This is a genomic window from Marinomonas sp. (genome assembly GCF_965225885.1).
GTDB lineage: Bacteria > Pseudomonadota > Gammaproteobacteria > Pseudomonadales > Marinomonadaceae > Marinomonas.
This window is the reverse complement of sequence record NZ_OZ245329.1, coordinates 4386754-4411189: the sequence shown is the minus strand read 5'-3', so window position 1 is coordinate 4411189 and position 24436 is coordinate 4386754. Positions and strand designations below refer to the sequence as shown.

23 protein-coding genes are annotated in these 24436 nt (G+C 45.0%); 11 read left to right on the top strand and 12 right to left on the bottom strand.

Annotated features, from left to right (window positions below; all coding sequences use genetic code 11):
- The first annotated feature begins 4 nt into the window (after positions 1 to 4).
- From cbiB to ACO05V_RS21065, 6 genes are all read left to right on the top strand, one after another.
- The gene (gene cbiB, locus ACO05V_RS21090; protein WP_421856243.1) at positions 5 to 997 is read left to right on the top strand and encodes an adenosylcobinamide-phosphate synthase CbiB; all 993 of its coding nucleotides are present in this window, start codon (positions 5 to 7) and stop codon (positions 995 to 997) included.
- A complete protein-coding gene (locus ACO05V_RS21085; RefSeq protein WP_421856240.1) occupies positions 967 to 2088 on the top strand; it encodes an aminotransferase class I/II-fold pyridoxal phosphate-dependent enzyme in 1122 nt (373 codons plus the stop codon). Before cbiB ends, ACO05V_RS21085 begins: the two co-directional genes overlap by 31 nt.
- Positions 2085 to 2594 carry a bifunctional adenosylcobinamide kinase/adenosylcobinamide-phosphate guanylyltransferase gene (cobU, locus tag ACO05V_RS21080; RefSeq protein ID WP_421856237.1) on the top strand — a complete coding sequence of 170 codons (510 nt, stop codon included), beginning with the start codon at positions 2085 to 2087 and terminating at the stop codon, positions 2592 to 2594. The genes ACO05V_RS21085 and cobU overlap by 4 nt, the downstream gene beginning before the upstream one ends.
- Before the next feature lie 98 nt (positions 2595 to 2692).
- Entirely contained in the window at positions 2693 to 3190 is a 498-nt protein-coding gene (gene gpt / locus ACO05V_RS21075; protein WP_421856234.1) for a xanthine phosphoribosyltransferase, read from the top strand.
- 244 nt (positions 3191 to 3434) lie between these two features.
- Positions 3435 to 3842: a DUF2914 domain-containing protein gene (locus ACO05V_RS21070; protein ID WP_421856231.1), complete on the top strand. Its 408-nt coding sequence runs from the start codon at positions 3435 to 3437 to the stop codon at positions 3840 to 3842.
- Between the two features lie 51 nt (positions 3843 to 3893).
- Complete coding sequence (locus tag ACO05V_RS21065) at positions 3894 to 4226, top strand: DUF1904 family protein (RefSeq protein ID WP_421856228.1); 333 nt, start codon at positions 3894 to 3896, stop codon at positions 4224 to 4226.
- A 103-nt stretch (positions 4227 to 4329) separates the two neighbouring features.
- On the opposite strand, the gene astB is transcribed toward ACO05V_RS21065, so the two are convergent.
- From astB to ACO05V_RS21045, 4 genes are all read right to left on the bottom strand, one after another.
- On the bottom strand, positions 4330 to 5676 hold the full coding sequence (astB, locus tag ACO05V_RS21060) for an N-succinylarginine dihydrolase (protein ID WP_421856225.1): 1347 nt from the start codon (positions 5674 to 5676) through the stop codon (positions 4330 to 4332).
- A gap of 55 nt (positions 5677 to 5731) precedes the next feature.
- Positions 5732 to 7204: a succinylglutamate-semialdehyde dehydrogenase gene (gene astD, locus ACO05V_RS21055; RefSeq protein WP_421856223.1), complete on the bottom strand. Its 1473-nt coding sequence runs from the start codon at positions 7202 to 7204 to the stop codon at positions 5732 to 5734.
- 26 nt (positions 7205 to 7230) lie between these two features.
- Complete coding sequence (gene astA / locus ACO05V_RS21050; protein WP_421856220.1) at positions 7231 to 8295, bottom strand: arginine N-succinyltransferase; 1065 nt, start codon at positions 8293 to 8295, stop codon at positions 7231 to 7233.
- Between the two features lie 73 nt (positions 8296 to 8368).
- Positions 8369 to 9382, bottom strand: coding sequence for an arginine N-succinyltransferase (locus tag ACO05V_RS21045; protein WP_421856217.1), 1014 nt, complete (start codon positions 9380 to 9382; stop codon positions 8369 to 8371).
- Positions 9383 to 9532: 150 nt separating this feature from the next.
- On the opposite strand from ACO05V_RS21045, the gene ACO05V_RS21040 reads away from it, so the two are divergent.
- Positions 9533 to 9754, top strand: coding sequence for a DUF1653 domain-containing protein (locus tag ACO05V_RS21040; protein WP_421856214.1), 222 nt, complete (start codon positions 9533 to 9535; stop codon positions 9752 to 9754).
- 20 nt (positions 9755 to 9774) lie between these two features.
- Here ACO05V_RS21040 and ACO05V_RS21035 read toward each other — a convergent pair whose 3' ends face one another.
- The 4 genes from ACO05V_RS21035 to ACO05V_RS21020 form a co-directional block, all read right to left on the bottom strand.
- Positions 9775 to 10755, bottom strand: coding sequence for a LysR family transcriptional regulator (locus ACO05V_RS21035; protein ID WP_421856211.1), 981 nt, complete (start codon positions 10753 to 10755; stop codon positions 9775 to 9777).
- Positions 10756 to 10837: 82 nt separating this feature from the next.
- Positions 10838 to 13927 carry an efflux RND transporter permease subunit gene (locus ACO05V_RS21030; protein ID WP_421856208.1) on the bottom strand — a complete coding sequence of 1030 codons (3090 nt, stop codon included), beginning with the start codon at positions 13925 to 13927 and terminating at the stop codon, positions 10838 to 10840.
- The gene (locus ACO05V_RS21025; RefSeq protein WP_421856205.1) at positions 13927 to 15039 is read right to left on the bottom strand and encodes an efflux RND transporter periplasmic adaptor subunit; all 1113 of its coding nucleotides are present in this window, start codon (positions 15037 to 15039) and stop codon (positions 13927 to 13929) included. Before ACO05V_RS21025 ends, ACO05V_RS21030 begins: the two co-directional genes overlap by 1 nt.
- Before the next feature lie 131 nt (positions 15040 to 15170).
- Positions 15171 to 16079 carry a LysR family transcriptional regulator gene (locus tag ACO05V_RS21020; protein ID WP_421856202.1) on the bottom strand — a complete coding sequence of 303 codons (909 nt, stop codon included), beginning with the start codon at positions 16077 to 16079 and terminating at the stop codon, positions 15171 to 15173.
- A 177-nt stretch (positions 16080 to 16256) separates the two neighbouring features.
- Here ACO05V_RS21020 and ACO05V_RS21015 point away from each other — a divergent pair, with 177 nt between their 5' ends.
- The 3 genes from ACO05V_RS21015 (at position 16257) to ACO05V_RS21005 (ending at position 18861) form a co-directional block, all read left to right on the top strand.
- The gene (locus ACO05V_RS21015; protein ID WP_421856199.1) at positions 16257 to 17747 is read left to right on the top strand and encodes a CoA-acylating methylmalonate-semialdehyde dehydrogenase; all 1491 of its coding nucleotides are present in this window, start codon (positions 16257 to 16259) and stop codon (positions 17745 to 17747) included.
- Between the two features lie 183 nt (positions 17748 to 17930).
- Positions 17931 to 18542: an alpha/beta hydrolase gene (locus ACO05V_RS21010; protein ID WP_421856196.1), complete on the top strand. Its 612-nt coding sequence runs from the start codon at positions 17931 to 17933 to the stop codon at positions 18540 to 18542.
- 34 nt (positions 18543 to 18576) lie between these two features.
- Positions 18577 to 18861, top strand: coding sequence for a DUF1289 domain-containing protein (locus tag ACO05V_RS21005; RefSeq protein WP_421856193.1), 285 nt, complete (start codon positions 18577 to 18579; stop codon positions 18859 to 18861).
- A gap of 30 nt (positions 18862 to 18891) precedes the next feature.
- Here the strand turns inward: ACO05V_RS21005 and radA are convergent, their stop codons facing one another.
- The 4 genes from radA to glnK all read right to left on the bottom strand — a co-directional run bounded on the left by radA (position 18892) and on the right by glnK (position 23695).
- Positions 18892 to 20280 carry a DNA repair protein RadA gene (gene radA / locus ACO05V_RS21000; protein WP_421856186.1) on the bottom strand — a complete coding sequence of 463 codons (1389 nt, stop codon included), beginning with the start codon at positions 20278 to 20280 and terminating at the stop codon, positions 18892 to 18894.
- Positions 20281 to 20341: 61 nt separating this feature from the next.
- The gene (locus tag ACO05V_RS20995) at positions 20342 to 21874 is read right to left on the bottom strand and encodes a GNAT family N-acetyltransferase (RefSeq protein WP_421856183.1); all 1533 of its coding nucleotides are present in this window, start codon (positions 21872 to 21874) and stop codon (positions 20342 to 20344) included.
- Between the two features lie 177 nt (positions 21875 to 22051).
- Entirely contained in the window at positions 22052 to 23317 is a 1266-nt protein-coding gene (locus tag ACO05V_RS20990) for an ammonium transporter (RefSeq protein WP_421856180.1), read from the bottom strand.
- Between the two features lie 39 nt (positions 23318 to 23356).
- Positions 23357 to 23695, bottom strand: a complete 339-nt coding sequence (gene glnK, locus ACO05V_RS20985; protein WP_012071322.1) for a P-II family nitrogen regulator — start codon at positions 23693 to 23695, stop codon at positions 23357 to 23359.
- 493 nt (positions 23696 to 24188) lie between these two features.
- Here glnK and ACO05V_RS20980 point away from each other — a divergent pair, with 493 nt between their 5' ends.
- Positions 24189 to 24428, top strand: a complete 240-nt coding sequence (locus tag ACO05V_RS20980) for an accessory factor UbiK family protein (protein ID WP_421856177.1) — start codon at positions 24189 to 24191, stop codon at positions 24426 to 24428.
- The last annotated feature ends 8 nt before the right edge of the window (positions 24429 to 24436 follow it).

The following is a 24436-nucleotide window of genomic DNA, read 5'->3' as shown; positions in this document are numbered from 1 at the left end:
ATTTATGATCCTTTCTAATTTAGACAGTATTGTTGATGCCTTTTTTGATGATTTTTTAGCTTTTTCTTCCAGCACGAGTTTAATCTTGGTGTCTGCCTTGGTGCTAGATCGCTTATTAGGCGAGCCAAAAACGTGGCATCCTCTTATTTGGTTTGGCCGCTGGGTAGATCTTTGTCGTAAGCATATCCAATTGCCCTTAGAAGCTTCTCAAGCTCGTCAATGGCTGGTTGGCGTGCTGGCTTGGCTGGTAGCGGTTTTGCCTTGGTTGCTGATCTTATTGGCCCTGCAGTGGTTATTGCCTGATTGGCTAGATGCTTTGTTATCTGTGTTGGTGCTGTATTTTGCCATTGGTTGGCAGAGTTTACGTGAGCATGCCTTGGCGATTTATCAGCCGTTATCAGTCTCTTCATTGTCGGCTGAAAAACTTGATGAAGCGCGTCATGCCGTCAGTTATATCGTTAGCCGTGATACGCAAAATTTAGATGAATCGGCTGTAGCAAAAGCAGGGATTGAATCGGTTTTAGAAAATGGCAGTGATGCGATTTTTGCACCGATATTTTGGTTTCTTATATTTGGTGCTCCTGGTGTGCTTTTGTATCGCCTTGCCAATACGTTAGACGCCATGTGGGGGTATAAAACGGAGTCGTTATTGTATTTTGGTTGGTTTGCGGCGCGCTTTGATGATGTGCTGAATTATGTTCCAGCTCGCCTTGTTGTTTATAGCTATGCTGCTTGTGGAAAGTGGCGTTCTGCTATTCGTAGTGCACGCCGGCCTTCGGCCCGTTGGAAAAGCCCCAATGCTGGCCCTGTTATGGCGGCTGGGGCGGGCGCTTTGGGGATTCAGTTAGGTGGCGAAGCGCCGTATTTTGGAAAAATAGAAACCAGACCGATTCTGGGCGAAGGTGATTTATCGACGCCTCAACATTTAAAAGAGGCTATTTGGCTGGTGGATAAAAGCGTTTATTTATGGGGATTGGTTATATGTCTGTTGGTCTAAAAACTTCGAAGTTAGAAAGCACGCCGCCGAAACATGGTGGCGATTTAGCTTATTGGCAGCGTAAGGTTGGCAGTGAAGCATTAGATTGGTTGGATTTGTCCTCAGCGTGTAATCGTGAACCTTGGCCGATTCCTGATGTAGCACCTTCCTTGTGGATGGATTTACCCGATCAAGCCGGCTTATTAGAACAGGCCGAGCGTTATTTTGGTCGTCGTCCTAATGCGATTGGTGCGGGTTCGCAGCATATTATCGAGTCTTTGCCGCCAATGTTGCGAGAATATAAAGGTTCAATCAATCTGTGCGTTTTTGTGCCTCGCATCGGTTATCAGGAACATGCGTTTGCTTGGAAAAAATGGGGCTTTGAAATTGTCTATTACGATGCTTTGGAAGACTTGCTAGAACAAAAGTGGGCAGTTGCTGTGGTGATTCAGCCGAATAACCCAACGGGTGAAGTTGCATCTGCCAAGATTTTGTCTCAGTTGATTACTCACGCTGAGCAGCAGGGCGCCTCTATCGTAGTGGATGAAGCTTTTGTTGATGCGTGCCCTGAGCTGAGCCTGTTGAATAGTCAACAAGGTGAAGATTTGAGTGAGTCACTGTTTGTCATGCGCTCTGTCGGTAAGTTTTTTGGTTTGGCTGGTGCACGTGTGGGTTTTGTTTTTTGTGCTCAAAAATGGCAAACCGCTCTCAAAAACTTATTGGGGCCTTGGCCCGTTGCGACGCCGAGTCTGCATTTGGTGCAATTGGCGTTTGCCGATAAAGCTTGGCAGTCTCAAGCGTTGCAAAGTTTAAAAATACGACAAGCCGCTTTTGTTGAGCGTGTGATACCCAAATTCAATACTATTTTTGACTCCCAAGATTATGCATTGAGTCCGTTGTTTGTCACTTGGACTCTTGAAAGTGAAGAATACGCTAAGCAAGTCTTTGAAATGTTGCATCAAGTCGGCATTCATACGCGTTTGGGAGAAGGCTGGATACGTGTAGCATTACCAGCTCTAGATGAAATGGACGCTTTGAATAGCGCGCTGATTCGCTTATTAAAAACGGCAGGAGGCCAAACGCAGCGCTTTTCAAGGGGGCAGCTAGCATGAAACATCTCGTATTAGGCGGCGTTCGCAGTGGTAAAAGTGCCTTTGCTCAAGAACAAGTAGCAGCCAGCGGAAAGCCAGTTTGTTATGTGGCGACGTCTCAAGTGTGGGACGATATGGCGGATCGTATTCGTCAGCATAAAGACAACCGACCGAGTGAATGGCAATTAATAGAAGAGCCGTTAGCGCTGGCAAGCGTTTTAAACTCCCTCAATTCACCTTATCAAGCGGTGATCGTCGAATGTTTTACCTTGTGGATTACGAACTTATTGTGCCTCGAAGATGAAACTCGTCTGCAAGAGGAAAAACAAGCGCTCTTGAAAGCAGTGGAGGCGTTTGAAGGGGATTTGGTTCTAGTATCGAGCGAAGTGGGTTTAGGTATTATGCCGATGAATGCACTGGCTAGGCGTTTTGGTGATGAGGCTGGCGCTATGAATCAGGCGCTAGCTAAATTGACCGATCGGGTAACTTTTGTTGCGGCCGGACTACCATTACCGCTAAAATCCTAATCTTTTATTTCCACTCAATCTTTTCTTGTATTATGTTATTCCTTCTGTGGTACATAATTGAGAAATCAAAACCAATAGCGAAAGGCGTAGGAGCTTTGATGACCCCGTATTCAAAAGATTTTCCGGTATCTTGGGAAGAGTTACATAGGAATGCTCGCGCTTTGTCTTGGCGTTTGCTTGAGCAAGGTCCTTGGAAGGGAATTATTGCGATTACTCGTGGTGGCTTAGTGCCTGCGGCTATTTTATGTCGCGAAATGGATATCCGTTTGATCGATACTATTTGTATCGTTAGTTACGGTGCCGGCGAGAAAGGCGATGGAGTAATGAAGCAAGGAGAGCTTAACGTTTTGAAAGGCGTTGAAGGTGACGGCGAAGGCTTTATTCTGATTGACGATCTAGTGGATACCGGACGTACTGCGGCAAAAGTCCGTGAGATGTTGCCAAAGGCGCATTTTGCAACTATTTACGCAAAACCTGCTGGCAAGCCATTGGTTGATACGTTTATTACGGAAGTGAGCCAAGATACATGGATTCGTTTCCCTTGGGATATGGAATATACCTTTTCGACGCCTTTGGCTGATCGACACGAAAAGTAAGTATTCACTCCATTCCACGTATATTTCCTTGAAAGAAAGCCTAAATAAAAAGTTAGCTATTATTTGACACGAAAGAAGCGAGAGGCTTGCAAAACTACACAAAACTCTCGTTTCTTTTACACAATTTTCAGTTAACTTTATGGTTATATTCATCTCTAAATTTAAAGTTAAAGAGCAGCAAAAAATTGGCTGGTTCACGCATTGTTAATGCAAACATTTAATATAAGTACAATAGGATTTTAATATGTGGCAAACGTTAACTAGAGTTGCTTTGGTTGGTATTTTATCATTCGCGATGACATTGCCAGCTTGGGCCGAAGGTACTGTAGCTCGTGCCCAATTCTCAACAGATGTTGTTGACCGTGAGCCGGTTGATGATATTGGTCCAACGGTAAATGTAGAATACGGCGAAATACAACGAGTGTATTTCTTTACTGATCTGCGTGATATGTCTGGCAGCCAAGTGATTCATCGCTGGAAACTGGATGGGGAAGACCAAGCGGACGTTGGGTTTGATATTGGTGGTGATCGTTGGCGAGTATGGTCAAGCAAGCGTTTAATGCCAGGGTTTGATGGTAAATGGAGTGTTGATATTGTTCAGGACGGCAAGGTGATTGAAACTCGTTCATTCGATTATGTGGATGAAGGTTAGTAAATAAGGCATTATTTACTGCTGAATTGTTGATATCGACTAAGGATTTTTATGCCTCATTTACGTGTTCGTGGACTAGCTTTTGACGAATTAGAATCTATCGCAGATATCCTGATAGAAAACTTAGCTGAAATGACTGATACGCCTAATTCGCATTTTACTCTGGAGTACCAAGCAACAACCTACCTTGCAGTCGGTGGAGCTTCTCCTGCTTATCCGTTTTTTGATGTTTTGTGGTTTGACCGAGGTGATGAAGTGAAACGCAAAGTGGCGTTAATCATCGAAGAGTTGGTTAGGCCGCTGGTGGATAGTGGGCAAGACATTACGGTTTTGTTTCATGATCTACAGGGCAAGGATTATTACGAGAATGGCGAGCATTTCTAAGAAAGTAACCCCCTCCCAGCCTCCCCCTTGGCAGGGGGAGGAGCTAAGACATTTTTGTTCCCAACCCTTGGCAGGGGAGTAGCATTTAGTTGGGGTGATAATCCTACCGCTGAAATTCGTAAACACTTCCCAAGTCCATTATCTGAGTTAATTCATCTAATGCGTTGCGGCTTTCGATTAACAGTTGCGGATCGGCAAGGTCTTTCTCATGCAGTTCGTCACGGTAATGCTTATCTACCCAGATATTTAAACGCTCAAGCAAGGCGTCATTCATCAGTGTTGATGGATTAATGGCTTGTTGCTCTGCCAGTGTCAGGGCTACTCGAAGTCTTAGACATGCTGGGCCGCCGCCGTTGCTCATGCTTTGTTTAAGGTCGAAGACTTTGATTTCATTGATCGGCGATTGACCGGCAACTAGGCTGTTTAAATACGCCCAAACCGCAGCATTATTCTCACACTCTCCCGGTACAACCAGCACCATGTCATCGTCGCCACGGCTTAATAGTTGGCTATTAAACAGGTAAGACTGGATGCAGTCTTGAACCGACACAGCGCTGCTTGGTACTTCAATGAGGTGAAATTTAGACGCTCTGTCTCCCCAAGCGGTAAGCAGGTCTTGCTTCATCTTGGCGGTATCTAAGAAGGCTTCTTGGTGATAGAAGTGCGCATTTCGATTACCAACGGCGATCACGTCATTGTGGAAAACGCCAGCGTCGATGACATCTGGATTTTGTTGTGCGTAAACCACCTGATCTGGGGATAATCCATGAAGACGCGCCACGGCTTGGGAGGCTTCTAAAGTGTGACGAGCAGGGAACTTTACCGGATGTGGTGCGCTGCTGTTAAAAGCTTCCATTCCGTAAACGAAGAATTCGATGCCTTGTTCGCCATAATCATGGCAAAAACGTGTGTGATTTGCTGCGCCTTCATCTCCAAAATGGTCGACACTAGGCAGAGCTTGATGGTGAGCGAAGTGTTTATCGTCCCTAAAAGTCGCTTGTAAAATCGCGCCAGTGGTTTCGTGTTCGATGGAACGATGAAATTTGTTTACCAAGTTTGCTGGCGTGAAATGCACGCGATTGTCGCTGGTGTCACCACTTGGTGATACGGTTGCGGCATTGGCTGTCCACATACAAGACGCAGAGCTAACCGCTGCAAGCAGTTTTGGTGCTTGTTTAGCGGCTTGTTCCAATATATAGGCATCAGTACCAGAAAAACCTAAACGGCGTAGCGTAGGGATGTGCGGGCGTTCGTGTGGCGCGAGTACACCTTGTACGAATCCTAGATCCGCCAAAGCTTTCATTTTTACCAAGCCTTGTTTTGCCGCCGCTTTCGGATTGGATGGGCGTGCAGAGTTATTCAATGACGCGACGTTACCAAAAGATAGGCCGCTGTAGTTGTGGGTTGGGCCCACTAAGCCGTCAAAATTGGCTTCTGTCGCTGTGTTCATAATTGCCTCTTGTCGTATCTGAATCTAAGTTTTCTTTGTCGTTCTCTATGGAGTACTAAAGCGTTATGCCATGGCCGAGTTTTTCGGGCATGGTTAGGCTATCGGCTTCAATACTGGCAACAGGGTACGCGCAATAATCTGCGGCATAATAAGCGCTGGCTCTATGGTTGCCACTGGCACCTGTACCACCAAATGGCGCGTTACTGGATGCGCCGGTAGTTTGGCGGTTCCAGTTTATTATGCCTGCGAGGCTATGCTGTAAGAACCATTCATACTCAGCTGCATCATCGGATAAGAGACCCGCAGACAAGCCAAACTTGGTGTTGTTGGCAATGTCCATTGCTTGATCCAGGGAGTCATAACGAATCACAGTAAGTAATGGTCCGAAGTATTCCTGATCTGGAAGCTCGTCTAGCATGTCTGTGGCATCGATAATGCCCGGTGTGACAAAGCCAGTTTGGCTGTCGCCACGTGTCATTTCTAGGATCGGAGAGGCACCTAATTTAATCAGCTTTTGGTAGGCTTGTAGCAAACCGTCGGCGGCTGGAGCTGAAACCACTGGCCCCATGAAAGGTTGGTCAACTGCATCAAAGCGATCGATTTTTAGGGCTTTGGTTGCAGTAATAAGGGATTGCAAAATTGCATCACCTAGCGCGCCTTTGGGCAATAATAAACGACGGGCACAAGTACAACGTTGTCCTGCTGATATAAACGCTGACTGAATGATTTCATGTACGGCCGCGCGTTGATCTGCCACCTTTTCAGACACTAATAATGGATTATTGCCGCCCATTTCTAATGCCAAGATTTTGCCCGGATGACCCGCAAAGTCATTATGTAAAATATGACCAACTTGCGGGCTACCGGTGAAGAATAATCCATCGATTCCTTGATGATTTGCTATGGCAACACCAGTTTCACGCTCGCCTTGAATCAAGTTAAGTACGCCTGCTGGCAGGCCCGCTTTTTCCCATAATTGAATGATCAAGTCTGATGTTGCTGGTGCTTGTTCGCTTGGTTTGAAAACGACTGTGTTGCCAGCAATTAATGCTGGGACGATATGGCCGTTTGGTAAATGCCCCGGGAAGTTATAAGGGCCAAATATGGCAACGACACCATGTGGGCGATGGCGTAATCGAGCTGTGGCACCCGGCATCGGCGTGGTTTTTTCGCCGGTTCTCTCATGGTAAGCCTGTTGTGAAATGGCGACTTTACCCACCATGGCGGCGGCTTCGGTGCGGGTTTCCCAGATAGGTTTACCTGTTTCGCGGCTAATGGCTGTGGCGATGTCTTCGCTGTGTTCTTTTACGAGCTCGGCAAAAGTTTCAATAATGGTTAAGCGTTCTGCTAAAGGACGATTTGCCCAAGCTGGAAAAGCAGCACGAGCCGCCTTGATGGCTAAATCTACTTGGCCTGATGTGGCTGTGTTGGCTTGCCATACTAAGCTGGCGTCCGCTGGATCGATAGAGCGGAGCAATTGGCCTTCGCCTGCTATCCATTGACCATTAATATACTGTGCTTGTTTCATGATGACTCCTGTTAGTTCGTGCGCATTTATCTTGAATATGGGGATAATTCGACGATTCGAACGGGTTCTTTGTTGATGATGCAGAGGCTGTCTGCTTCTTCTTGAGTCAAGGTCATGGCGCTGCCAGGTGGTATTGAACGTTGAATCAGAATACAGCGAAAGTCTTTTACTTTGGCATTCGACACAAGGTAGTAATTTCCCTCGCCCATACCTTCGCCTTTACCTTCACGGATGCCTTTTGGCTGGCCTATGTTTGCAAGGCAAAGTCGGCTGTCACGCACTGCGCGTATGTCCTGAACGCGAGCCTCTAAGCTTGGCCCGCCATCAAAAATGTCGACGTAGTTTTCGTAACGAAAGCCTTCTTGTTCTAATAGGCGACGAGCTGGTGCTGTGTTTTTGTGAACTTGTCCTAAGACGTCACGGGCTTCTTGTGGCAGCAAGTTAACGTAGACTGGGTTGTTCGGCATTAGCTCAGCAATAAACTGTTTGTTGCCTTGAGAGGTCAGTTCGTCAGCCTCTTTGAAGTCAATGGAAAAGAAGTGTCGGCCAAGGCTTTCCCAAAGCGGAGAGACGCCTTCTTCGTTACTCACACCACGCATTTCCGCAAAGACTTTCTCGGTAAAACGTTCAGGAAATTGCGCCATGAACATAAAACGTGCTTTAGAAAGCAGTTGGCCGTTTTTTGAGTGGCGATAATCTTCTTCTAAAAACAGCGTACAGATTTCGCTAAATCCGGTGAAGTCATTATTCAGTATCAGTGTGGGAATGGCGTTATGTACGCCAAGTTCACGGGATGCGTGCGTGATGGTGCCAAGGTGATAGCTGTAGAAAGGCTCATCTAAACCAACGGTAGCCAATATGCCACAGGTACCAACGATGTCGCCTGTTGTGGTGTCTTCAAGCACCATCAAGTAATCTTCATTGTGGGGCTTGGTGACGTTTTCTTTGTTAAAAGAACGCACAGCTCCATCGATTTTCTTTTGTAAAATGGCTTCATCAGACACTAGAGAAGTAAAACCAATACCGGTTTTTTCGGCAAGTCGGTAAAGTGACTTTAGGTCATTCTGACAAATGGGGCGTATGACCATCATGATGGTGTTCCTCGTGTTTAATTAAGCTGCTTTTGACGGTTATTAGGGTCACGCAGGTGGTTATTATTGTTGTTTATAGAGCAACCCATTGGATGCGTTTTCCGGTAGAGATTCCCAATCGTTCTTGGGTGGCTTTTTCTAATGCTAATCCTGCTACTTGTGGTTCAGCTGGCGCCGCCGTCACTTTAAAACTCTCTAAATGGCCTGCAGATATAAGGTGCATCGCGCCTTTTGATGTTTCTGTTAGTGTGAGAGCCTTGTCTACTTTCTGGTGAGTAATGGTGTGTAGACTTTCGGTTCTTGCTTCTATGCTTGGACCCGCATCAAAAATATCTACGTAACCACGGAACTCAAAACCTTCATCCAATAAAATGTCGGCACTCTGGCCGGAATTCTCATGCACTACGCCAATGGCTTCTTGTGCGGCTTCTGGCAAGGTTGGAACATAAATCGGGTAGCGTGGCATTAATTCCGCGATGAAGTTTTTATTGCTGACACCTGAAAGGTAGTCGGCTTTCTTGAAGTCCATGGTAAAAAAGTGTTTCCCTAAGGCGTCCCAAAAAGCAGAGTAACCATGCTTGTCGCTTTCGCCGCGTAACTCAGCAAATAAACGCTTAGTAAAACGCTCAGGATAACGAGCAATAAAGAGTAGACGAGCTCTGGATAGCAAAGACATAGCAATGGGATTTTGGTGCGCTTTGTCGACGACTAAGGCGATGAGTCGGCTGGTGCCGCTGTAGTCGTGACATAAGAAAAGCGCCGGAATACGATTGTGAATTTGTAGCTGTGGAGACGCGTGAACCACTTCATCGATTCGATAGCTGTAAAACGGGGTATCGGCTTCGACCATGGCATCGATACCGCAGCAGCCGACAATTTGTTCATTGCTGGTATCCACCAACACAAACAAGTAGGATTCATCGCCTGGTTGTACGACATCAGTTTGAAAAGAGCGACGTGATGAAGCGATTTTATCGTTTAGGCGTTCTCTGTTGGCGGGGAAATTTGTAATACCAATACCCGCCTGTTGAGCAAGGCGTTCCAGTGCGGGAAGATCTGAAAAATCGACTGGTCGTACTAGGTACATAGAGAATTCCTGAAAATAGGGGCGATAATAGGTAAGTATTATTGCTGAGTTCTATAAAACGTGTAAGAGAGTAACTTTCGCATTAGCGACAAGTTTTTCTAGATATTGGCTAATTATGGTCGATTTTTAAAAAGTATAGAGGTTTTAGATATGAAAGCAGGTGTTTATCAACATTACAAAGGGGCGCTGTATTGGGTTGAGCGAGTGGCAAAACACAGTGAAACAGAAGAGGAACTGGTGATTTATCAGGCGTTATATGGTGAATTTGGCTGGTGGGCGAGACCCTTAAGTATGTTTCAAGAGACCGTTGAAATAAACGGAGAAAGAATACCGCGTTTTGATTGGCTTAGAGCCGAGCGCGACGCGGGTTAAGAATTTAATGCTTGGATGCATCATTCAGGCAAATGCATCCACGGCGATTCACGCATAAAGTAAATGATTTGCTCTCTTAACCAGCGGTGAGCAAGATCATTGTTGAATCGTTCATGCCAAAAGATATGAATTGGATGTCGCCCGTTGTATTCGTCAATTTCCAGTACTTCTTTGGGGATCGGCAGTAATTTTACCGGATAAAAGTGGGCTTTTTCACACATAACCTGCAAGAACAAATCACCAATTGAGCGCGAAGCGACTAGCGCCATTCCTCGTTTTACTGCCTGCATGGCGACCATTAAGCTGTCTGTTTCTAGATCGGGCTGAATAACATGACCTTGCTGCTTGAGTTTATGTTCTGTTTTGGAAAAAGAGCTATTGCGATGGTTGCGCAAATGGTGAGTGACCACCTTGTGAGCGAGTAAGTCTGATACCGTGACTTCATCTTTGTGAAAAAGCGGATGCGCTTCACTAACAATGATACAGGCTTCCATGTAACCAATAAGCTTGCTACGGATGTTGTTTGGCGTGTCGCTAATGCGCATAATTCCAAGGTCAACATTGCCAGAAACTAGCTCATCAATTTGGGTATCGCCCCATGAACTGATTGATAGTCTTAACTTCGGTGCTTGGTACTGCAGTGAGGCTAATAATGGCTCGATAAAGTTCTCTAAATCGCCTTCATCCGCTTTTAATTTAAAACGACGGTCGAGCGTTTTTAGGTCTAATGAGTTTGGGCTCATTAATTCGGAGAGCGAATGTAAAATTGGCTGAATTAGGTCATGCAATTCAGAAGCACGTGCCGTTGGACTGAGTCCATAAGCTTGACGCGTAAACAGTGAATCTTTGAATAAGTCTCTTAAGCGCTGTAAACTTTTGCTCAGTGCGGGTTGTGTCACTCCAAGCCTTTCTGCGGCGCGTGAAACGCTGCCTTCTTCCATGATAGTAACGAAGGCGACGAGTAGCTTAATATCCAGTTTTAAGATGTCGTCTAAATGCATGGTTTTCTCAGTATAGTTTAGATTTTAAAGCAGGGCCTTATCTTAGCGATAAGGCCCTGTCGTCTAACGTCAAAGGAAGTGGTTATTCAAAGTCGTCGTGATGACGATATTTTACTCGGAATAACATAGCGTAAAAGACAGGTACAGCGACCAATGTCAGCAAGGTGGCAAAGCCTAGACCGAAGGAAATAACCACGGCCATGCCTTCAAAGAACGCATCATAAAGCAATGGCACCATGCCAAGAATGGTCGTAATTGCCGCCATACAAACAGGACGGACACGGCTTACAGCGGAGTTGAATATTGCTTCATACTTCTCTGTACCTTGTTCAAGTTCATAGTTAATTTGGTCAGCTAATACGATACCGTTTTTCACTGTCATACCTGACAAACTCAAGAAGCCAAGCAAAGCCATAAAGCTGAATGCCGAGTTCATCACCAGCAAGCCGGTAGAAACGCCGATCAATGCGAGCGGTACACAGAACCAAATGGTCAGTGGCACACGAACTGAGTTAAACAGCAATATGGTGATGATAAACATAAACAGGTAGCCCATCGGCAAGGCCTTGAATATGTTGGCTTGAGCGTCAGTACTGCTTTCGTATTCACCCCCCCAATCAAGTGCATAACCTGGCGGCAACGGGATTGCTTCGATTGCACCACGAGTTCGGGTGAAGATCGCCATCGCGGTTTCATCGCCTAGGATCTTAGGATCCGCCATTACGGTAATCGTACGCTTACGATCACGGCGTTCAATGATCGAATCTTCCCAGACCGTTTCAAATCCAGAAACCAGTGTTGAAAGGGTCACATAAGATCCTGTCGCTGGGCTGAAGATTTGCAAATCGCGAATCTGATCGATAGAAACTCGCTCATTTTCAGGCGCTGTTCTTACAATCGGCAGTAAGTCTGTACCTTCACGATATAAGCCAATTTGCGAACCTGTAAAGTTGGTTAGTAACACATCGTCCAATTCTTTTTTACTGATACCTAGACGTCTAGCCTGAGCGTCATTAAAAATGGGGCGAAGCACTTTAACAGGCTGACGCCAGTTGTCTTTAATATTTTCAAGACCACCATCAGCACGGTAAATGTCTTGGATCTGCGCACTGATTTGACGTAAGTGCTTAGGATCTGGACCACTAATGCGAGCCTCAAGTTTAGCGCCGCTGGCTGGCCCTAATTGTAGGCGTTGCAATTTCACTTCAAGCTCTGGATATTCTTCCTGCATTTTGTAATACAAGTCTTTAAGCAAGCCTGGAATCACGTCTGTGCTTTTAGTACGAATAATGAACTGAGCGTAACTTGAATTAGTCTGTTCCGCATTGTAAGTCAGCATGAAGCGCAATGCACCTTGCCCTGTCGTCGACGTTACGTAGTTAATACGGTCGTCCTTCAGGAGATCTTTCTCGATCTTTTCTACGGTTTGGTAAGTACTGTCTATATGAGTTCCTTCCGGCATCTGAATGTCCATATAGAACATTGGCGTAGTGGAAGGCGGGAAGAAAGATTGCTTAACAAATTGGAAAGCCCATCCTGCAGTAAATAAGCTACCAACCAATAGGACAACTGTTGCCCAACGGTAATGCATGGCTTTATCTAACAGCCATTTATAACCGGTGAAGATAAAACCTTTATAAGGATCGGCGAGTTCTTCTGTTGAACCATCTTCACTGTTGGCTTTTGCGATGGTTTCTTTGAAAAATAAATCACAGAAGAATGGTGTCAGTGTAATTGCTGTGATCCAGCTTAGTAGTAGAGAGATCAATAGCACATAGAATAATGACCCAACGAATTCACCAACCGCATCTGGAGACAAACCAATAGGAGCAAACGCTGTAACCGCAATAACGGTTGCACCTAAAAGTGGCCATTTCGTTTGTTTTACAACCGCGCTGGCTGCTTGTAACTTGGTCATGCCTCTTTGCATGCCAATGAGCACACCTTCGGTTACCACGATGGCGTTATCCACGAGCATCCCGAGCGCTATGATTAACCCACCTAAGGAAATACGCTGTAGGTTGATGTGGAAGTAATCCATCACAATGAAGGTGCCAAGAATGGTAAGCAGTAGAATGATACCAATCAAAATACCAGAACGAATGCCCATGAAAACCAATAGCACTAGAATAACAATACCGACCGCTTCAACTAAATTGAGCAAGAAGTTCGATACTGAGCGTTCTACTTCTTTTGACTGGAAGTAGATCGGGTCCATGTTTAAGCCAACAGGCTGTTGGTATTGCAGTTCTTCAATGCGATTTTCTAATGCTTCACCAATTTTCACCACGTTGACACCAGATGAAAAAGAGATACCAAGCAACAGAGATTTAGAACCATTGAAATCGACAATGTGAGTTTGTGGCTCAACGTATTCACGTTTTATCGTTGCAATGTCGCGTAGGCGAATTAACTTTCCATCCTTTGGTGTACCAACGATCAGGTTTTCAAGTTCAGAGATATCTTTAAATTCGCCAGTAGGACTGATGCGAATGTATTCTGTACCGACTTGAACGCGCCCAGCGTTAGATACGCTGTTTTGATTCGACAATAGGGTTTCTAGTTGGCTTGGAGCGATAGCCATGTTGGCTAATTTTGAACGAGAAATCTCAATAGTGACTTGCTCGTTTTGTTCGCCAGCAACGGTCACTTTAGCGACACCGTCAACCAGTACTAACTCACGCTTGATGTAATCAACGTAGTTTTTTAGGTCTTTATATGGATAGCCTTCACCATTAATCGCCAGCATCACGCCGTATACATCACCAAAGTCATCTAGTACGACTGGAGCGGCCACGCCACTTGGGAAGCGGCCTTGAATGTCACGGATTTTTTTACGTACTTCATCCCAAATTTGTTTAAGTTCTTTAGCACGATAAGTATCTTTGATCGTTAACTGAACTTTGGAATAGCCCGCTTTAGAAGTTGATTTAATTTTATCAACATAAGGCAAGTTCTGAAGTTCCCTTTCAATAGGGTAGGTAACTTCTTCCTCTACTTGTTCTGGAGATGCGCCTGGATATTGCGTAATGATCAGGGTGTCTTTGATCGTAAACTCAGGGTCTTCTAATTGCCCAAGATTCGTAAAAGCTATGATACCGCCGATCAATAAGATCAGCGTGACCATCCAGCTGGTTACTTTGCGTTGAATAAAATAAGCAGCAATATCCATTATAGGCCTCGCTCACGTGTCCAAGGGCGAACATGCATATCTTCGGTTAGGCTGCTTACACCAGCAGCAACAACTTGATCACCAGCATTAAGGCCAGATGTGATTTCAATGTTATTGCCTTGCAACGAGCCTAGTGTGACAACACGAGCACTGACTTTTTGTGTGTCTTTATTGTAAACCCACACAGTGCTGTTTGATTTTCCTGTATCGGTATCTTCATGACGCATAACGGCTTCTACTGGAATAATCACGTGTTTTGTCATTCCTAGAAGACGACTTAGGTCGATATCGACGTTCGCTGTCATACCCGGTAATAACGTGTGTTTAGATTCACCATTGCGAATCAGGCGTAATGACACATCGTAAGCCATGGAAGTTTGATCTGGTGTAGTGTTGTGTTCTTTGTAAACGCCAGACAAAATTTCTTCTGGAGCAACATCAACGACAACGTTTGGTTTGTAATCGGATTTAGTGGATTTAATACTAACCACTAGGCTTTCTGGCACCTGAAACTCGACATCCAGATCGTCAATGTTTTGCATGTGCATAATAGGTGCAGCCGCGCTGATGTATTGGAAGTTTTCTGTCGCGACGGAAGAAATAACCCCTTTAAATGGTGCGTAAACCTTGGTGTATTGAAGCTGATTTTTAGCGGTCTGTAAGGCGTTATTGGTTTGATCCAAAGTCGCTTTCGTAGAATCGTATTGAGATTGAGTGGTCGCATCTTGACGTAATAAGTTTTGGATGCGTTTGAACTGAGCTTCAGCAAGGCTTTGGTTTGCTTGGGCAAGTTCTACTTGAAGTTTGAAGTCTGTTGGGTCAAGTACGGCCAGTAATTCGCCTTTCTCAACTCGTTGTCCAGCGACAACATTGACCTTCATTAATTGTCCGCCAACGCGAAATGCAATGTCGGCTTCTTCGCTGGCTTTTAATTCTGCAGGAAAACGACGGATGTTGATAGAATCGGTTGGTTCAATTGTAATGAGTTTTACAGGTCGTACAATTTCTTTTTCAACTACGTTTTCATCTTCGCTCGGCGAACAACCACTAAGGAGCAAACTTGCCACTAGTGTAAAGCCAATAAGCGTACTAATACGTTTTGGGGGATTCATTGATTACTCCGTAAAAATATAGGAAATACTTAGATGAATGTATTTTATATCTGTTACGTCGCGATATGAACTTTTAAATATATATGAAAGATATTACTTAAAAAGAATATCTTGAGCATAGACTATAATTATTATTGTGTTTTCTCTAATTCATCTAAGAACGTTTCCAAAATAAGATTGGCTCGCGCGCCCTTTCGAGTAATCGCAGAAAACTGCGTGATGTAATGACATTCGTTAGGAAGAATGGCACGCATACGACCGTCACGAATCCAACGCTCTGCCACATGATCTGGTAAGAAACCGATATACCGACCGGTTAAGATAAGGAAGGCAATTCCTTCTCGGTCGGTCGCGGTTGCACTTGCGATAAGCGGTTGATGTTGGGCTTTTATTTCGGGTGTCTGTGCATAGGCGGGAAGTACGGCATCAAAGTCTTTGAGTTTGGCTTTGGATATTTTGTCGTCGATGGCGGTAAAGAGTGGGTGAGTGTCGCTGCAATAGAGTTTGGATTCTTCTTCATAAAGATGATGATAATCCAAACCGCTGAGTATTTTTAGATCTGGCACGATACCGACATGTAAACGTCCATCTAATACGCCTCGTTCGACATCCGTAGGCGGAATCATTCGAATGTTGATAGCAACTTGCGGGCCTTGGTCTTTTAGTCCCGCCAAAGCCTGTGTAATGCGGGTATAAGGCAGGGTAACGAGATTGTCGGTAATGCCAATATTTAATTCACCTTTCAAATGCTGGTGGAGTGCATTTATATTGGTGCGGAAGTCTTCGATAGATGACAGAAGCTGCAGGGTGAAGTCGTACACTTTACTGCCTTCATTGGTCAGCGAAAAACCAGAGCGACCACGCTGACATAAGCGAAAGCCTAAGCGTGTTTCTAGGTCAGATATGGCAATACTGATCGCGGCGCGACTGATATTTAATTCAACTTCGGCGGCAGAAAATCCACCACATTCCACCACGGTTCGATAAATTCGTAATATACGAAGATCGGCATCGCTTACCTGACTTTGGAATTGATTCATGATTGATCCTGCCCTAGAGAACTTAGTTAAGTAAAAGATTAACTAAGCGTTAATAGATTCGACTTTTTATAATCTATTCCTCTTGTCATAGTAGAGTCAATGTTTGTCATTGGCGTGACTTTTATTCTGTCGTATATAGTGCCAATAACCCTTTTAGAATGACTATATGGAGTACTCATGGAAATCATCGGACACTTGATCGGCGGTAAATATTCAGAGCAAGCCGAACGTACTCAAGATGTGTTTAATCCAGCGACAGGCAAGGTGGCAAAAAAAGTCGCTATTGCTTCTCGTGAAACCGTCGAAGAAGCCATTGCGGTTGCTCAGGCCGCTTATCCTGAATGGCGTAATACTCCGCCATTAAAGCGCGCGCGAATCATGTTTAATTACAAAGCCTTATTGGAAAAACACTCCGATAAAATTTGTGAACTTATCGGTGCTGAGCATGGCAAAATTTGTCATGACGCGGCGGGGGAATTACAGCGAGGCATTGAAAACGTTGAATACGCTTGTGGCGCTCCAGAATTATTGAAAGGTGAGTACAGTAAAAATGTCGGTCCGAATATCGACTCTTGGAGCGAGTTCCAACCGCTAGGAGTCGTTGCTGGTATTACGCCATTTAACTTCCCGGCGATGGTGCCACTGTGGATGTTCCCTATGGCGATTGTGTGCGGCAATACTTTTGTTTTGAAGCCTTCGGAACGTGATCCAAGTACGGCGTTGTTTATTGCGGAATTATTGCATGAAGCCGGTTTGCCAGCCGGTGTCTTTAATGTGGTAAACGGCGATAAAGTGGCGGTTGATACCTTGTTGGAAGACAAGCGTGTCAAAGCCGTCAGTTTCGTAGGCTCCACGCCGATTGCCGAATATATTTACAGCAAAGCCAGTGCGAATGGTAAACGTTGCCAAGCCTTAGGCGGAGCGAAAAACCACGCGATTGTTATGCCGGATGCAGACATGGATAACGTCGTTAGCCAATTGCTTGGCGCAGCGTTTGGTTCGTCTGGTGAGCGTTGTATGGCTTTGTCAGTGGCTGTTGCAGTTGGTAAAACGGCCGGTGATGCTTTGGTCAGAAAAATGGCCGAAGCCATGAAGCCGCTTAAAGTCGGTGAATGCTCAGATAAAAGCAATGATTTTGGTCCTGTCATAACGAAAGAGCATAAAGACAAAGTAGTTGGTTTTATTGATAGTGCGGAGTCGCAAGGTGCAACGATTGTGGTTGACGGTCGTCACCCACAAGTGTCAGGTTATGAAAATGGTTTCTTCGTTGGTGCGACGCTTATCGATGGCGTGACCAAAGATATGGAAAGCTATCAGCAAGAGATTTTTGGTCCTGTTTTGCAAGTGGTTCGAGTTGATACCATGGAAGAAGCCATGACGCTAATCAACGACCATGAATATGGTAACGGTACTTGTATTTTCACTCGTGATGGTGAAGCAGCGCGTTATTTCTCTGATCACATTGAAGTGGGTATGGTTGGCATTAATGTACCTTTACCTGTGCCTGTAGCGTATCACAGCTTTGGTGGTTGGAAGCGTTCACTGTTTGGTGATTTACATGCTTATGGTCCTGATGCGGTGCGTTTTTACACCAAGCGTAAAACCATTACCCAGCGTTGGCCTTCAGCCGGTGTTCGCGAAGGAAAGAGTTTTTCTTTTCCTTCATAGGGAGGAGGTCTGTTAAAAAAATTGTCATGTAATGGCTGTTTGTCGAAAGATAAGCGGCCATTTTTATGTATACGAAGAATCTAAGGATAAAAACTTTCTCATACACTTCCCTCGTATTGGTTAGCAATATAAAGTAGCAACAAAGGCTTGTTATGAATTGGTACTTTTTTAGCTGGGATCAATATGAACACCAAGACATCTTTTTTAAATGATATTAAGTGGCTACTTGTATTGCTGGTCGTTTTAATATCGGGCTGCGCTTTGACATCTGAAAAGCAAAACGACATTCAATCAAGTGCTGAACTGACGATTGAAGTGGAAGGAAACTCGGCTTATTTATCAGGCGTTTTGGGTGCAGATTTGGTGAAGCAACTAAGCGATATGGTGCGTAAAAATCCGAATGTCACGGATCTCGTTATAGTGGATGTGCCAGGTTCTGTCGACCAACAAGCGACAATGGAAGGTGCACGATTGATTCGTCGGCTTGGCTTGAATACACACATAGCGCCGACGGGGTACGTGCTTTCTGGCGGTGTTGATCTATTCTTAGGTGGTGTGACTCGAAGTATTGGAGCTGGTGCCGGTGTAGGAGTTCACGCTTGGTCAGATGGCACAAAAATTAAAGCAAAAAACTTAAAGCAGACTGACCCAGTCCACGCGGCTTATGTGAATTTCTATTTAGAAATGGGCGTACCGGAAGGTTTCTACTGGTTTTCCTTGGATGCTGCGCCAGCAGACAGAGTGTACTTTTTATCACCAGAAGAAGTGTACGATTTTCAGTTAGCGACAGAATAAAGCTGAATCACATTAACGTCTTAAGGGAGGCATTATGGAACAAATAGAACTGTTTGCCATAGAAAGCCCTTGCCGAGGCGTGTGTGAAAACAGCGCAAAGGGATTTTGTAAAGGTTGCTTGCGCAGTAGAGAAGAGCGCTTCCATTGGTTTTCTTTGTCCAATGAAGCGCGACATCATATATTGGATTTGTGCCAGCAACGTCGTATGCGCTTGTTAAAAGCTCGCCAAGAAAGATTGGCAGCAGATTCTACTAAAGCCTTGCCTTATGGTATGGAAGATGAGCTGATTACTGACTTGTTTGAATTAACAAATGATTAACGACCGATTGATGATCGCTAATCGAATCGATTAATTCTCGAAAATCGCGTCTAACGCTTCCGACAAACGTTCAACCCCAATCACTTTCATGCCTTCAATGGGCTTTTTCGGGCAGTTGGCTTTTGGTACCACCGCTCTGGTAAAGCCATGTTTCGCCGCTTCACTAATACGTTCTTGTCCTGATGGCACAGGACGAATTTCACCGGATAAACCGACTTCTCCCAGTACCACTAAATCATGCGGTAATACTCTATCGCGGAAGCTAGAAACCACCGCTGCGATAGCGGCGAGATCCGCGCTGGTTTCCAGTACTTTCACACCACCAACCACGTTTAGATACACATCTTGATCTGATGTCAGTAAACCGCCGTGTTTATGAAGAACCGCCAACAGCATGGCTAAACGGTTATGGTCAAAGCCCACCGTGACGCGTCTTGGGTTGCCTAAAGCAGAGTCATCCACCAGTGCTTGAAGCTCCACCAATAGCGGACGAGTTCCTTCCCAAACCACCATCACCAGGCTACCAGCCGCGGGGTGATTACTGCGATTTAAGAAGATAGAACTTGGGTTTTTGACTTCTTTTAAGCCATTTTCGAGCATAGCGAAAACGCCCAGCTCATTCACGGCGCCAAAGCGGTTTTTCATACCGCGAAGGGTACGAAAGCGTGAATCTTCAGAGCCTTCTAATAACACAGAACAATCCACCATGTGCTCAAGTACTTTTGGCCCAGCCAAAGAACCGTCTTTAGTGACATGACCGACGAGCAATACGGCGGTTTGGGTTTGTTTGGCGAAACGTGTCAAAACAGCGGCACTTTCTCGGACTTGCGACACGCTGCCGGGTGCAGACTCTACACCATCTAAATGCATGACTTGGATCGAGTCGATAACCATGACTTTGGGTTTGACTTGCTGAGCGATGGTTAAAATTGCTTCAACATTAGTTTCCGATAGCATTTTTAGATTTTGCGTTGGTAAACCAAGGCGTTGGGCTCGCATGGCGACCTGTTGAAGGGATTCTTCCCCCGTCACATATAAAGCCGTTTGTTGTTGCGCGAGCCAGCACATGGTTTGCAGTAATAAGGTACTTTTCCCCGCGCCTGGATGTCCACCAATCAGCACCACACCACCGGGAACCAATCCACCGCCTAATACTCGGTCGAATTCATTGGCACCGGAACTAAAGCGAGGTACATCGCCCAAATCCACATCGGATAAGTTTTGGATGCCAGTTACGGCGCCAGCGTAACCTTGATAACGTGGATCTTGGCTGGCGGAAACGCGAGCAGAGGTTTTACTAGAAGTAAGACGAATTTCGGATAGGGAATTCCAAGCGCCACAGGCTTGGCATTGTCCTTGCCATTTTGCGTAGTCGGCTCCGCATTCATTGCATACAAAGGCGGTTTTTGCTTTGGCCATGATAGGTCTCTTTAAAATGTCGCGATAACGTCCATGTTATCACAGGAAAAAGCGGCTTCGCTTATTTCGATTTTTTCCAATTTACTGAGTAAAGATCGGTACGACGGTCTTTTAGGTTGTTCACTGAACCTTCGCTGCGAGTCAATTTAAGCTTATCTAAATCCAGATCCGAGAACATGATCATTTCAGTATTTGGCGTGGTTTCTGCCATAACCGCATCATGTGGATAAGAGAAATCAGAAGGCGAAAATACAGAGCTTTGTGCATACTGAATGTCTAGGTTTTCTACCTGTGGAAGGTTGCCACAGCTACCACAAATAACCACATAACATTCGTTTTCAATGGCGCGTGCTTGAGCACAACGACGTACGCGCAGGTAACCGTTTTTGGTGTCTGTCCAGAATGGCACAAACAAAATATCCATATCTTGTTCCGCGAGTAGACGACCCAATTCAGGGAATTCCACATCGTAACAAATCAAGATGCCCACTCGGCCAGCATCGGTATTGAAAACACGTAATTCGTTACCACCTTCAATCACCCAATCGCGACGCTCATGAGGTGTGATGTGGATTTTCTTTTGCTCTTCCACTGTGCCATCACGACGACATAGGTAACTAACGTTATAAACAGTCTCGTCTTCGATTACTGGCATGGAGCCGGTGATGACGTTGATGTTATAGCTGACCGCAAACTGCGACATTTCATTGATAAAGCGTTCAGTGAAGCTGGCCAAGAAGCGGATAGCCTCGGTTTGGTTGCTTTGGTCAGGGCTTAGTCCGATCAATGGTGCATTGAAAAATTCAGGGAATAAAACAAAGTCACTTTTATAATCGGATACCGCATCGATAAAGTATTCGACTTGCTTTAGTAACTCGTCAACGCTTTCTACTTCACGCATTTGCCACTGAATCGCACCGATACGAACTTGGGTTTTACGTGAGCGAATCACGTTAGTATCGGGTTCGAAGAAGATATTTTTCCATTCCAACAAGGTTGCGTAGCCTTGAGATTTTTCATCTTCAGGCATGTAGCGTTTTAGCAAACGAGTCACTTGGAAATCGTTAGACAATTGGAAAGTCAGAATGGGGTCGTAAATTTTACGTTCACGTACCGCTTCTAAGTATTCCGCTGCATTCATTTCGTGAGCATGTTCGTGATAATTTGGAATGCGCCCACCAGCCAAAATGGCACGTAGATTATGTTGACGACACAGTTCTTTTCTTGCTTCGTATAAACGACGGCCAAGTCGGTAGCCGCGATATTCTGGCGAGATCAACACATCTAGGCCATACATAGCATCGCCACGAGCATCGTTTAAAATATTTTCTTTTTGATCAATAAGATCATCATAAGTATGTGGGTTACTAAAACGCTGATAGCTGACCTGAACAGACAAGGCTAAACCGACAATTTTGCCGTGATCTTCTAGGCAGATTTGTCCTTCAGGAAAATCTTTGATTAGCTTGTGAATGGTATGTTCCGGCCATGAGCCACCAATATCGTGATAGACCTTATCCATTAATACTTTTATTTCGTCGTAGTCGTCGTTGGTAAGGTTACGAATGGTTAAATGTAAATCGTCGTGCTGCATGCTGGCCTCTATAAATCGGTCTTATGTATTGCTCATGATAACGCGTATCGGTGTGAGTAAGTAAGCTATGAATATGTTATTAGGGCGTATAACGCGGACTCAATAAGGGATATAAAAAGAAACCCCCGCCGAAGCGAGGGTTTTGATATTAAAACGTCTAGGTTTTATGAAGTGCTATTAATTCTTGCTGAACTCTGGGTACGCTTCCATACCACATTCAGAAAGATCGACACCTTCGCATTCTTCTTCTTCGCTTACTCGAACACCCATGATGGCTTTGATGATTAACCAAACCACTAGGCTAGAAACGAATACCCAAACGAAGATAGTAAGAGCACCTGCGATTTGTCCGCCGAACGTCGTGCCATCGTTAGTTAGTGGCACCGCTAGCAAGCCCCAAAGACCCACAACACCGTGAACAGAGATCGCGCCCACTGGATCATCGATTTTAAGCTTGTCTAGAGTCAGGATAGACACAACAACAATCAAACCACCAACAAGACCGATAAGCGTTGCACCCAGAGCCGACGGTGTATCAGGGCCAGCTGTGATGGCAACCAAACCAGCCAATGCGCCGTTTAGAAGCATGGTTAGATCGGCTTTACCGAATAAGATTCTAGCAAGGATAAGAGCGCCGATTGCGCCACCAGCCGCTGCTGCATTGGTGTTCAAGAACACCATGGCAACAGAGTTAGCATTTGCGATATCGCCAAGTTTTAGTACAGAACCACCATTGAAACCGAACCAACCCATCCAAAGGATGAATGTACCTAGCGTCGCTAGTGGAAGGTTAGCACCAGGAATGGCACGAACTTCTCCGTTAGGACCGTATTTTCCTTTACGAGCGCCAAGTACCAAGACACCCGCTAGTGCTGCAGAAGCACCTGCCATGTGAACGATACCGGAACCTGCGAAGTCAGTGAAACCTAGGTCGCCAAGGCTAAACATACCGAATACAGAACCGCCGCCCCAAGTCCAGTTACCTTCCATTGGATAGATGAAACCTGTCATCACAACCGCAAAAATAAGGAAAGACCAAAGCTTCATTCGTTCAGCAACCGCACCAGATACGATAGACATTGCTGTTGCAACGAACACAACTTGGAAGAAGAAATCAGAAGCACCAGAGTAGATTGCGCCGCCTTCGAATCCACCTTCACGGCCAGCAAAGTCCGTTAGAGTAGAAGCAACATCTACGTCTTGAATACCTGTAAGGAACCACTCGCCACCATACATGATGGCGTAACCGCAAACTAGGTACATGATGCAAGAAATGGCAAACAAAGCCACGTTCTTGGTAAGAATTTCAGTGGTGTTTTTAGCGCGTACTAAACCCGCTTCCAACATGGCAAATCCAGCTGCCATCCACATAACCAGTGCGCCACACACCAAGAAATAAAAGGTGTCCATCGCATATTGTAAGTGAAAAATTTGATCTTGCATGTTTCGCCCCCCTAAAGGCTTGTATAATTCGAGCAGTGGTTAAACTGCTTCTACACCAGTCTCGCCGGTACGAATACGAACCGCTTGTTCAAGGTTAACGATAAAGATCTTACCGTCGCCGATTTTGCCAGTGTTTGCCGCGCCAGTAATGGCTTCAACCACTTGGTCGGTCATTTCGTCTGCAATGGCAAGTTCGATTTTTACCTTAGGTAAAAAATCCACTACATATTCAGCGCCGCGGTATAGTTCTGTGTGGCCTTTTTGACGTCCGAAACCTTTCACTTCTGTTACGGTGATACCTTGAACGCCGATTTCAGAAAGTGCTTCTCGAACATCATCGAGTTTAAATGGCTTGATGATGGCAGTTATAAGCTTCATACCCACTGTCTCCTTTAAAAGTCAGTTTTATTGTCGTATCGCAGGTACTTAAACTTTATTCAATATGCGTGCCATATATGGGCGCGCCCTTGTAACAAAGGCTTTGTAAGGATTTTGTCGACTTTTCGAAATTAAAAAGAGCATCAGATGGCTTTATTTAGTGCGGCATATTGGGGTGTCTTAGTTGATTGTTGCGTTAACTTGGTGCAAATGAGTAGTTAAAAGTCGGTGTATTGGTAGATGAGGTCTCTATCTTATTGCTTCTGCTTAGAAAACAGACCTTTAGCTTTAATGGTTGTGCGTGCCTTATTTAGAGGATTTGCTTTGCTAAAAACCAGCGAAGTTTTATTTTATGCACAAAAAAGAGGCGATTTAATGGGGCTGAGTGTTTATAAAAGGGCATTGATATAAAGATGTGCAATCGAGAACTTGTTTGCACCTTACTTAGGCTTCTATACTATTAAGTATTGTAAATGCAAAAAAAGAGAATGACATGATTGATCAATTTATAAAGCAGCTTGGAACCGGATTAGGACAAGCAGCAGAAACATTGGGTAAGTTGCCAAAAGAAGAGATTCAGGCACAACTTCACGAAGTGGCTCGTAATACATTAAACAAAATGGACTTGGTCACCCGTGAAGAGTTTGAAGTGCAAGCTGCAATGTTAGCCAAGTACCGTGAAAAATTGGCTGTATTGGAAGCGCGCTTAAATGAGCTAGAAAAGAACGACTAGTTTTTTAA

What these genes read in the sequence shown, in the direction of transcription:
- radA (WP_421856186.1), bottom strand. Translation starts at nt 20,280, where the DNA reads ATGGCCAAAGCAAAAACCGCCTTTGTATGCAATGAATGCGGAGCCGAC.
- ACO05V_RS20990 (WP_421856180.1), bottom strand. Translation starts at nt 23,317, where the DNA reads ATGCAAGATCAAATTTTTCACTTACAATATGCGATGGACACCTTTTAT.
- ACO05V_RS20995 (WP_421856183.1), bottom strand. Translation starts at nt 21,874, where the DNA reads ATGCAGCACGACGATTTACATTTAACCATTCGTAACCTTACCAACGAC.
- ACO05V_RS21070 (WP_421856231.1), top strand. Translation starts at nt 3,435, where the DNA reads ATGTGGCAAACGTTAACTAGAGTTGCTTTGGTTGGTATTTTATCATTC.
- astB (WP_421856225.1), bottom strand. Translation starts at nt 5,676, where the DNA reads ATGAACACAGCGACAGAAGCCAATTTTGACGGCTTAGTGGGCCCAACC.
- ACO05V_RS21005 (WP_421856193.1), top strand. Translation starts at nt 18,577, where the DNA reads ATGGAACAAATAGAACTGTTTGCCATAGAAAGCCCTTGCCGAGGCGTG.
- ACO05V_RS20980 (WP_421856177.1), top strand. Translation starts at nt 24,189, where the DNA reads ATGATTGATCAATTTATAAAGCAGCTTGGAACCGGATTAGGACAAGCA.
- ACO05V_RS21035 (WP_421856211.1), bottom strand. Translation starts at nt 10,755, where the DNA reads ATGCATTTAGACGACATCTTAAAACTGGATATTAAGCTACTCGTCGCC.
- ACO05V_RS21015 (WP_421856199.1), top strand. Translation starts at nt 16,257, where the DNA reads ATGGAAATCATCGGACACTTGATCGGCGGTAAATATTCAGAGCAAGCC.
- ACO05V_RS21025 (WP_421856205.1), bottom strand. Translation starts at nt 15,039, where the DNA reads ATGAATCCCCCAAAACGTATTAGTACGCTTATTGGCTTTACACTAGTG.
- cobU (WP_421856237.1), top strand. Translation starts at nt 2,085, where the DNA reads ATGAAACATCTCGTATTAGGCGGCGTTCGCAGTGGTAAAAGTGCCTTT.
- ACO05V_RS21030 (WP_421856208.1), bottom strand. Translation starts at nt 13,927, where the DNA reads ATGGATATTGCTGCTTATTTTATTCAACGCAAAGTAACCAGCTGGATG.
- ACO05V_RS21045 (WP_421856217.1), bottom strand. Translation starts at nt 9,382, where the DNA reads ATGTACCTAGTACGACCAGTCGATTTTTCAGATCTTCCCGCACTGGAA.
- astD (WP_421856223.1), bottom strand. Translation starts at nt 7,204, where the DNA reads ATGAAACAAGCACAGTATATTAATGGTCAATGGATAGCAGGCGAAGGC.
- ACO05V_RS21020 (WP_421856202.1), bottom strand. Translation starts at nt 16,079, where the DNA reads ATGAATCAATTCCAAAGTCAGGTAAGCGATGCCGATCTTCGTATATTA.
- astA (WP_421856220.1), bottom strand. Translation starts at nt 8,295, where the DNA reads ATGATGGTCATACGCCCCATTTGTCAGAATGACCTAAAGTCACTTTAC.
- ACO05V_RS21010 (WP_421856196.1), top strand. Translation starts at nt 17,931, where the DNA reads ATGAACACCAAGACATCTTTTTTAAATGATATTAAGTGGCTACTTGTA.
- glnK (WP_012071322.1), bottom strand. Translation starts at nt 23,695, where the DNA reads ATGAAGCTTATAACTGCCATCATCAAGCCATTTAAACTCGATGATGTT.
- ACO05V_RS21065 (WP_421856228.1), top strand. Translation starts at nt 3,894, where the DNA reads ATGCCTCATTTACGTGTTCGTGGACTAGCTTTTGACGAATTAGAATCT.
- gpt (WP_421856234.1), top strand. Translation starts at nt 2,693, where the DNA reads ATGACCCCGTATTCAAAAGATTTTCCGGTATCTTGGGAAGAGTTACAT.
- ACO05V_RS21085 (WP_421856240.1), top strand. Translation starts at nt 967, where the DNA reads ATGGGGATTGGTTATATGTCTGTTGGTCTAAAAACTTCGAAGTTAGAA.
- cbiB (WP_421856243.1), top strand. Translation starts at nt 5, where the DNA reads ATGATCCTTTCTAATTTAGACAGTATTGTTGATGCCTTTTTTGATGAT.
- ACO05V_RS21040 (WP_421856214.1), top strand. Translation starts at nt 9,533, where the DNA reads ATGAAAGCAGGTGTTTATCAACATTACAAAGGGGCGCTGTATTGGGTT.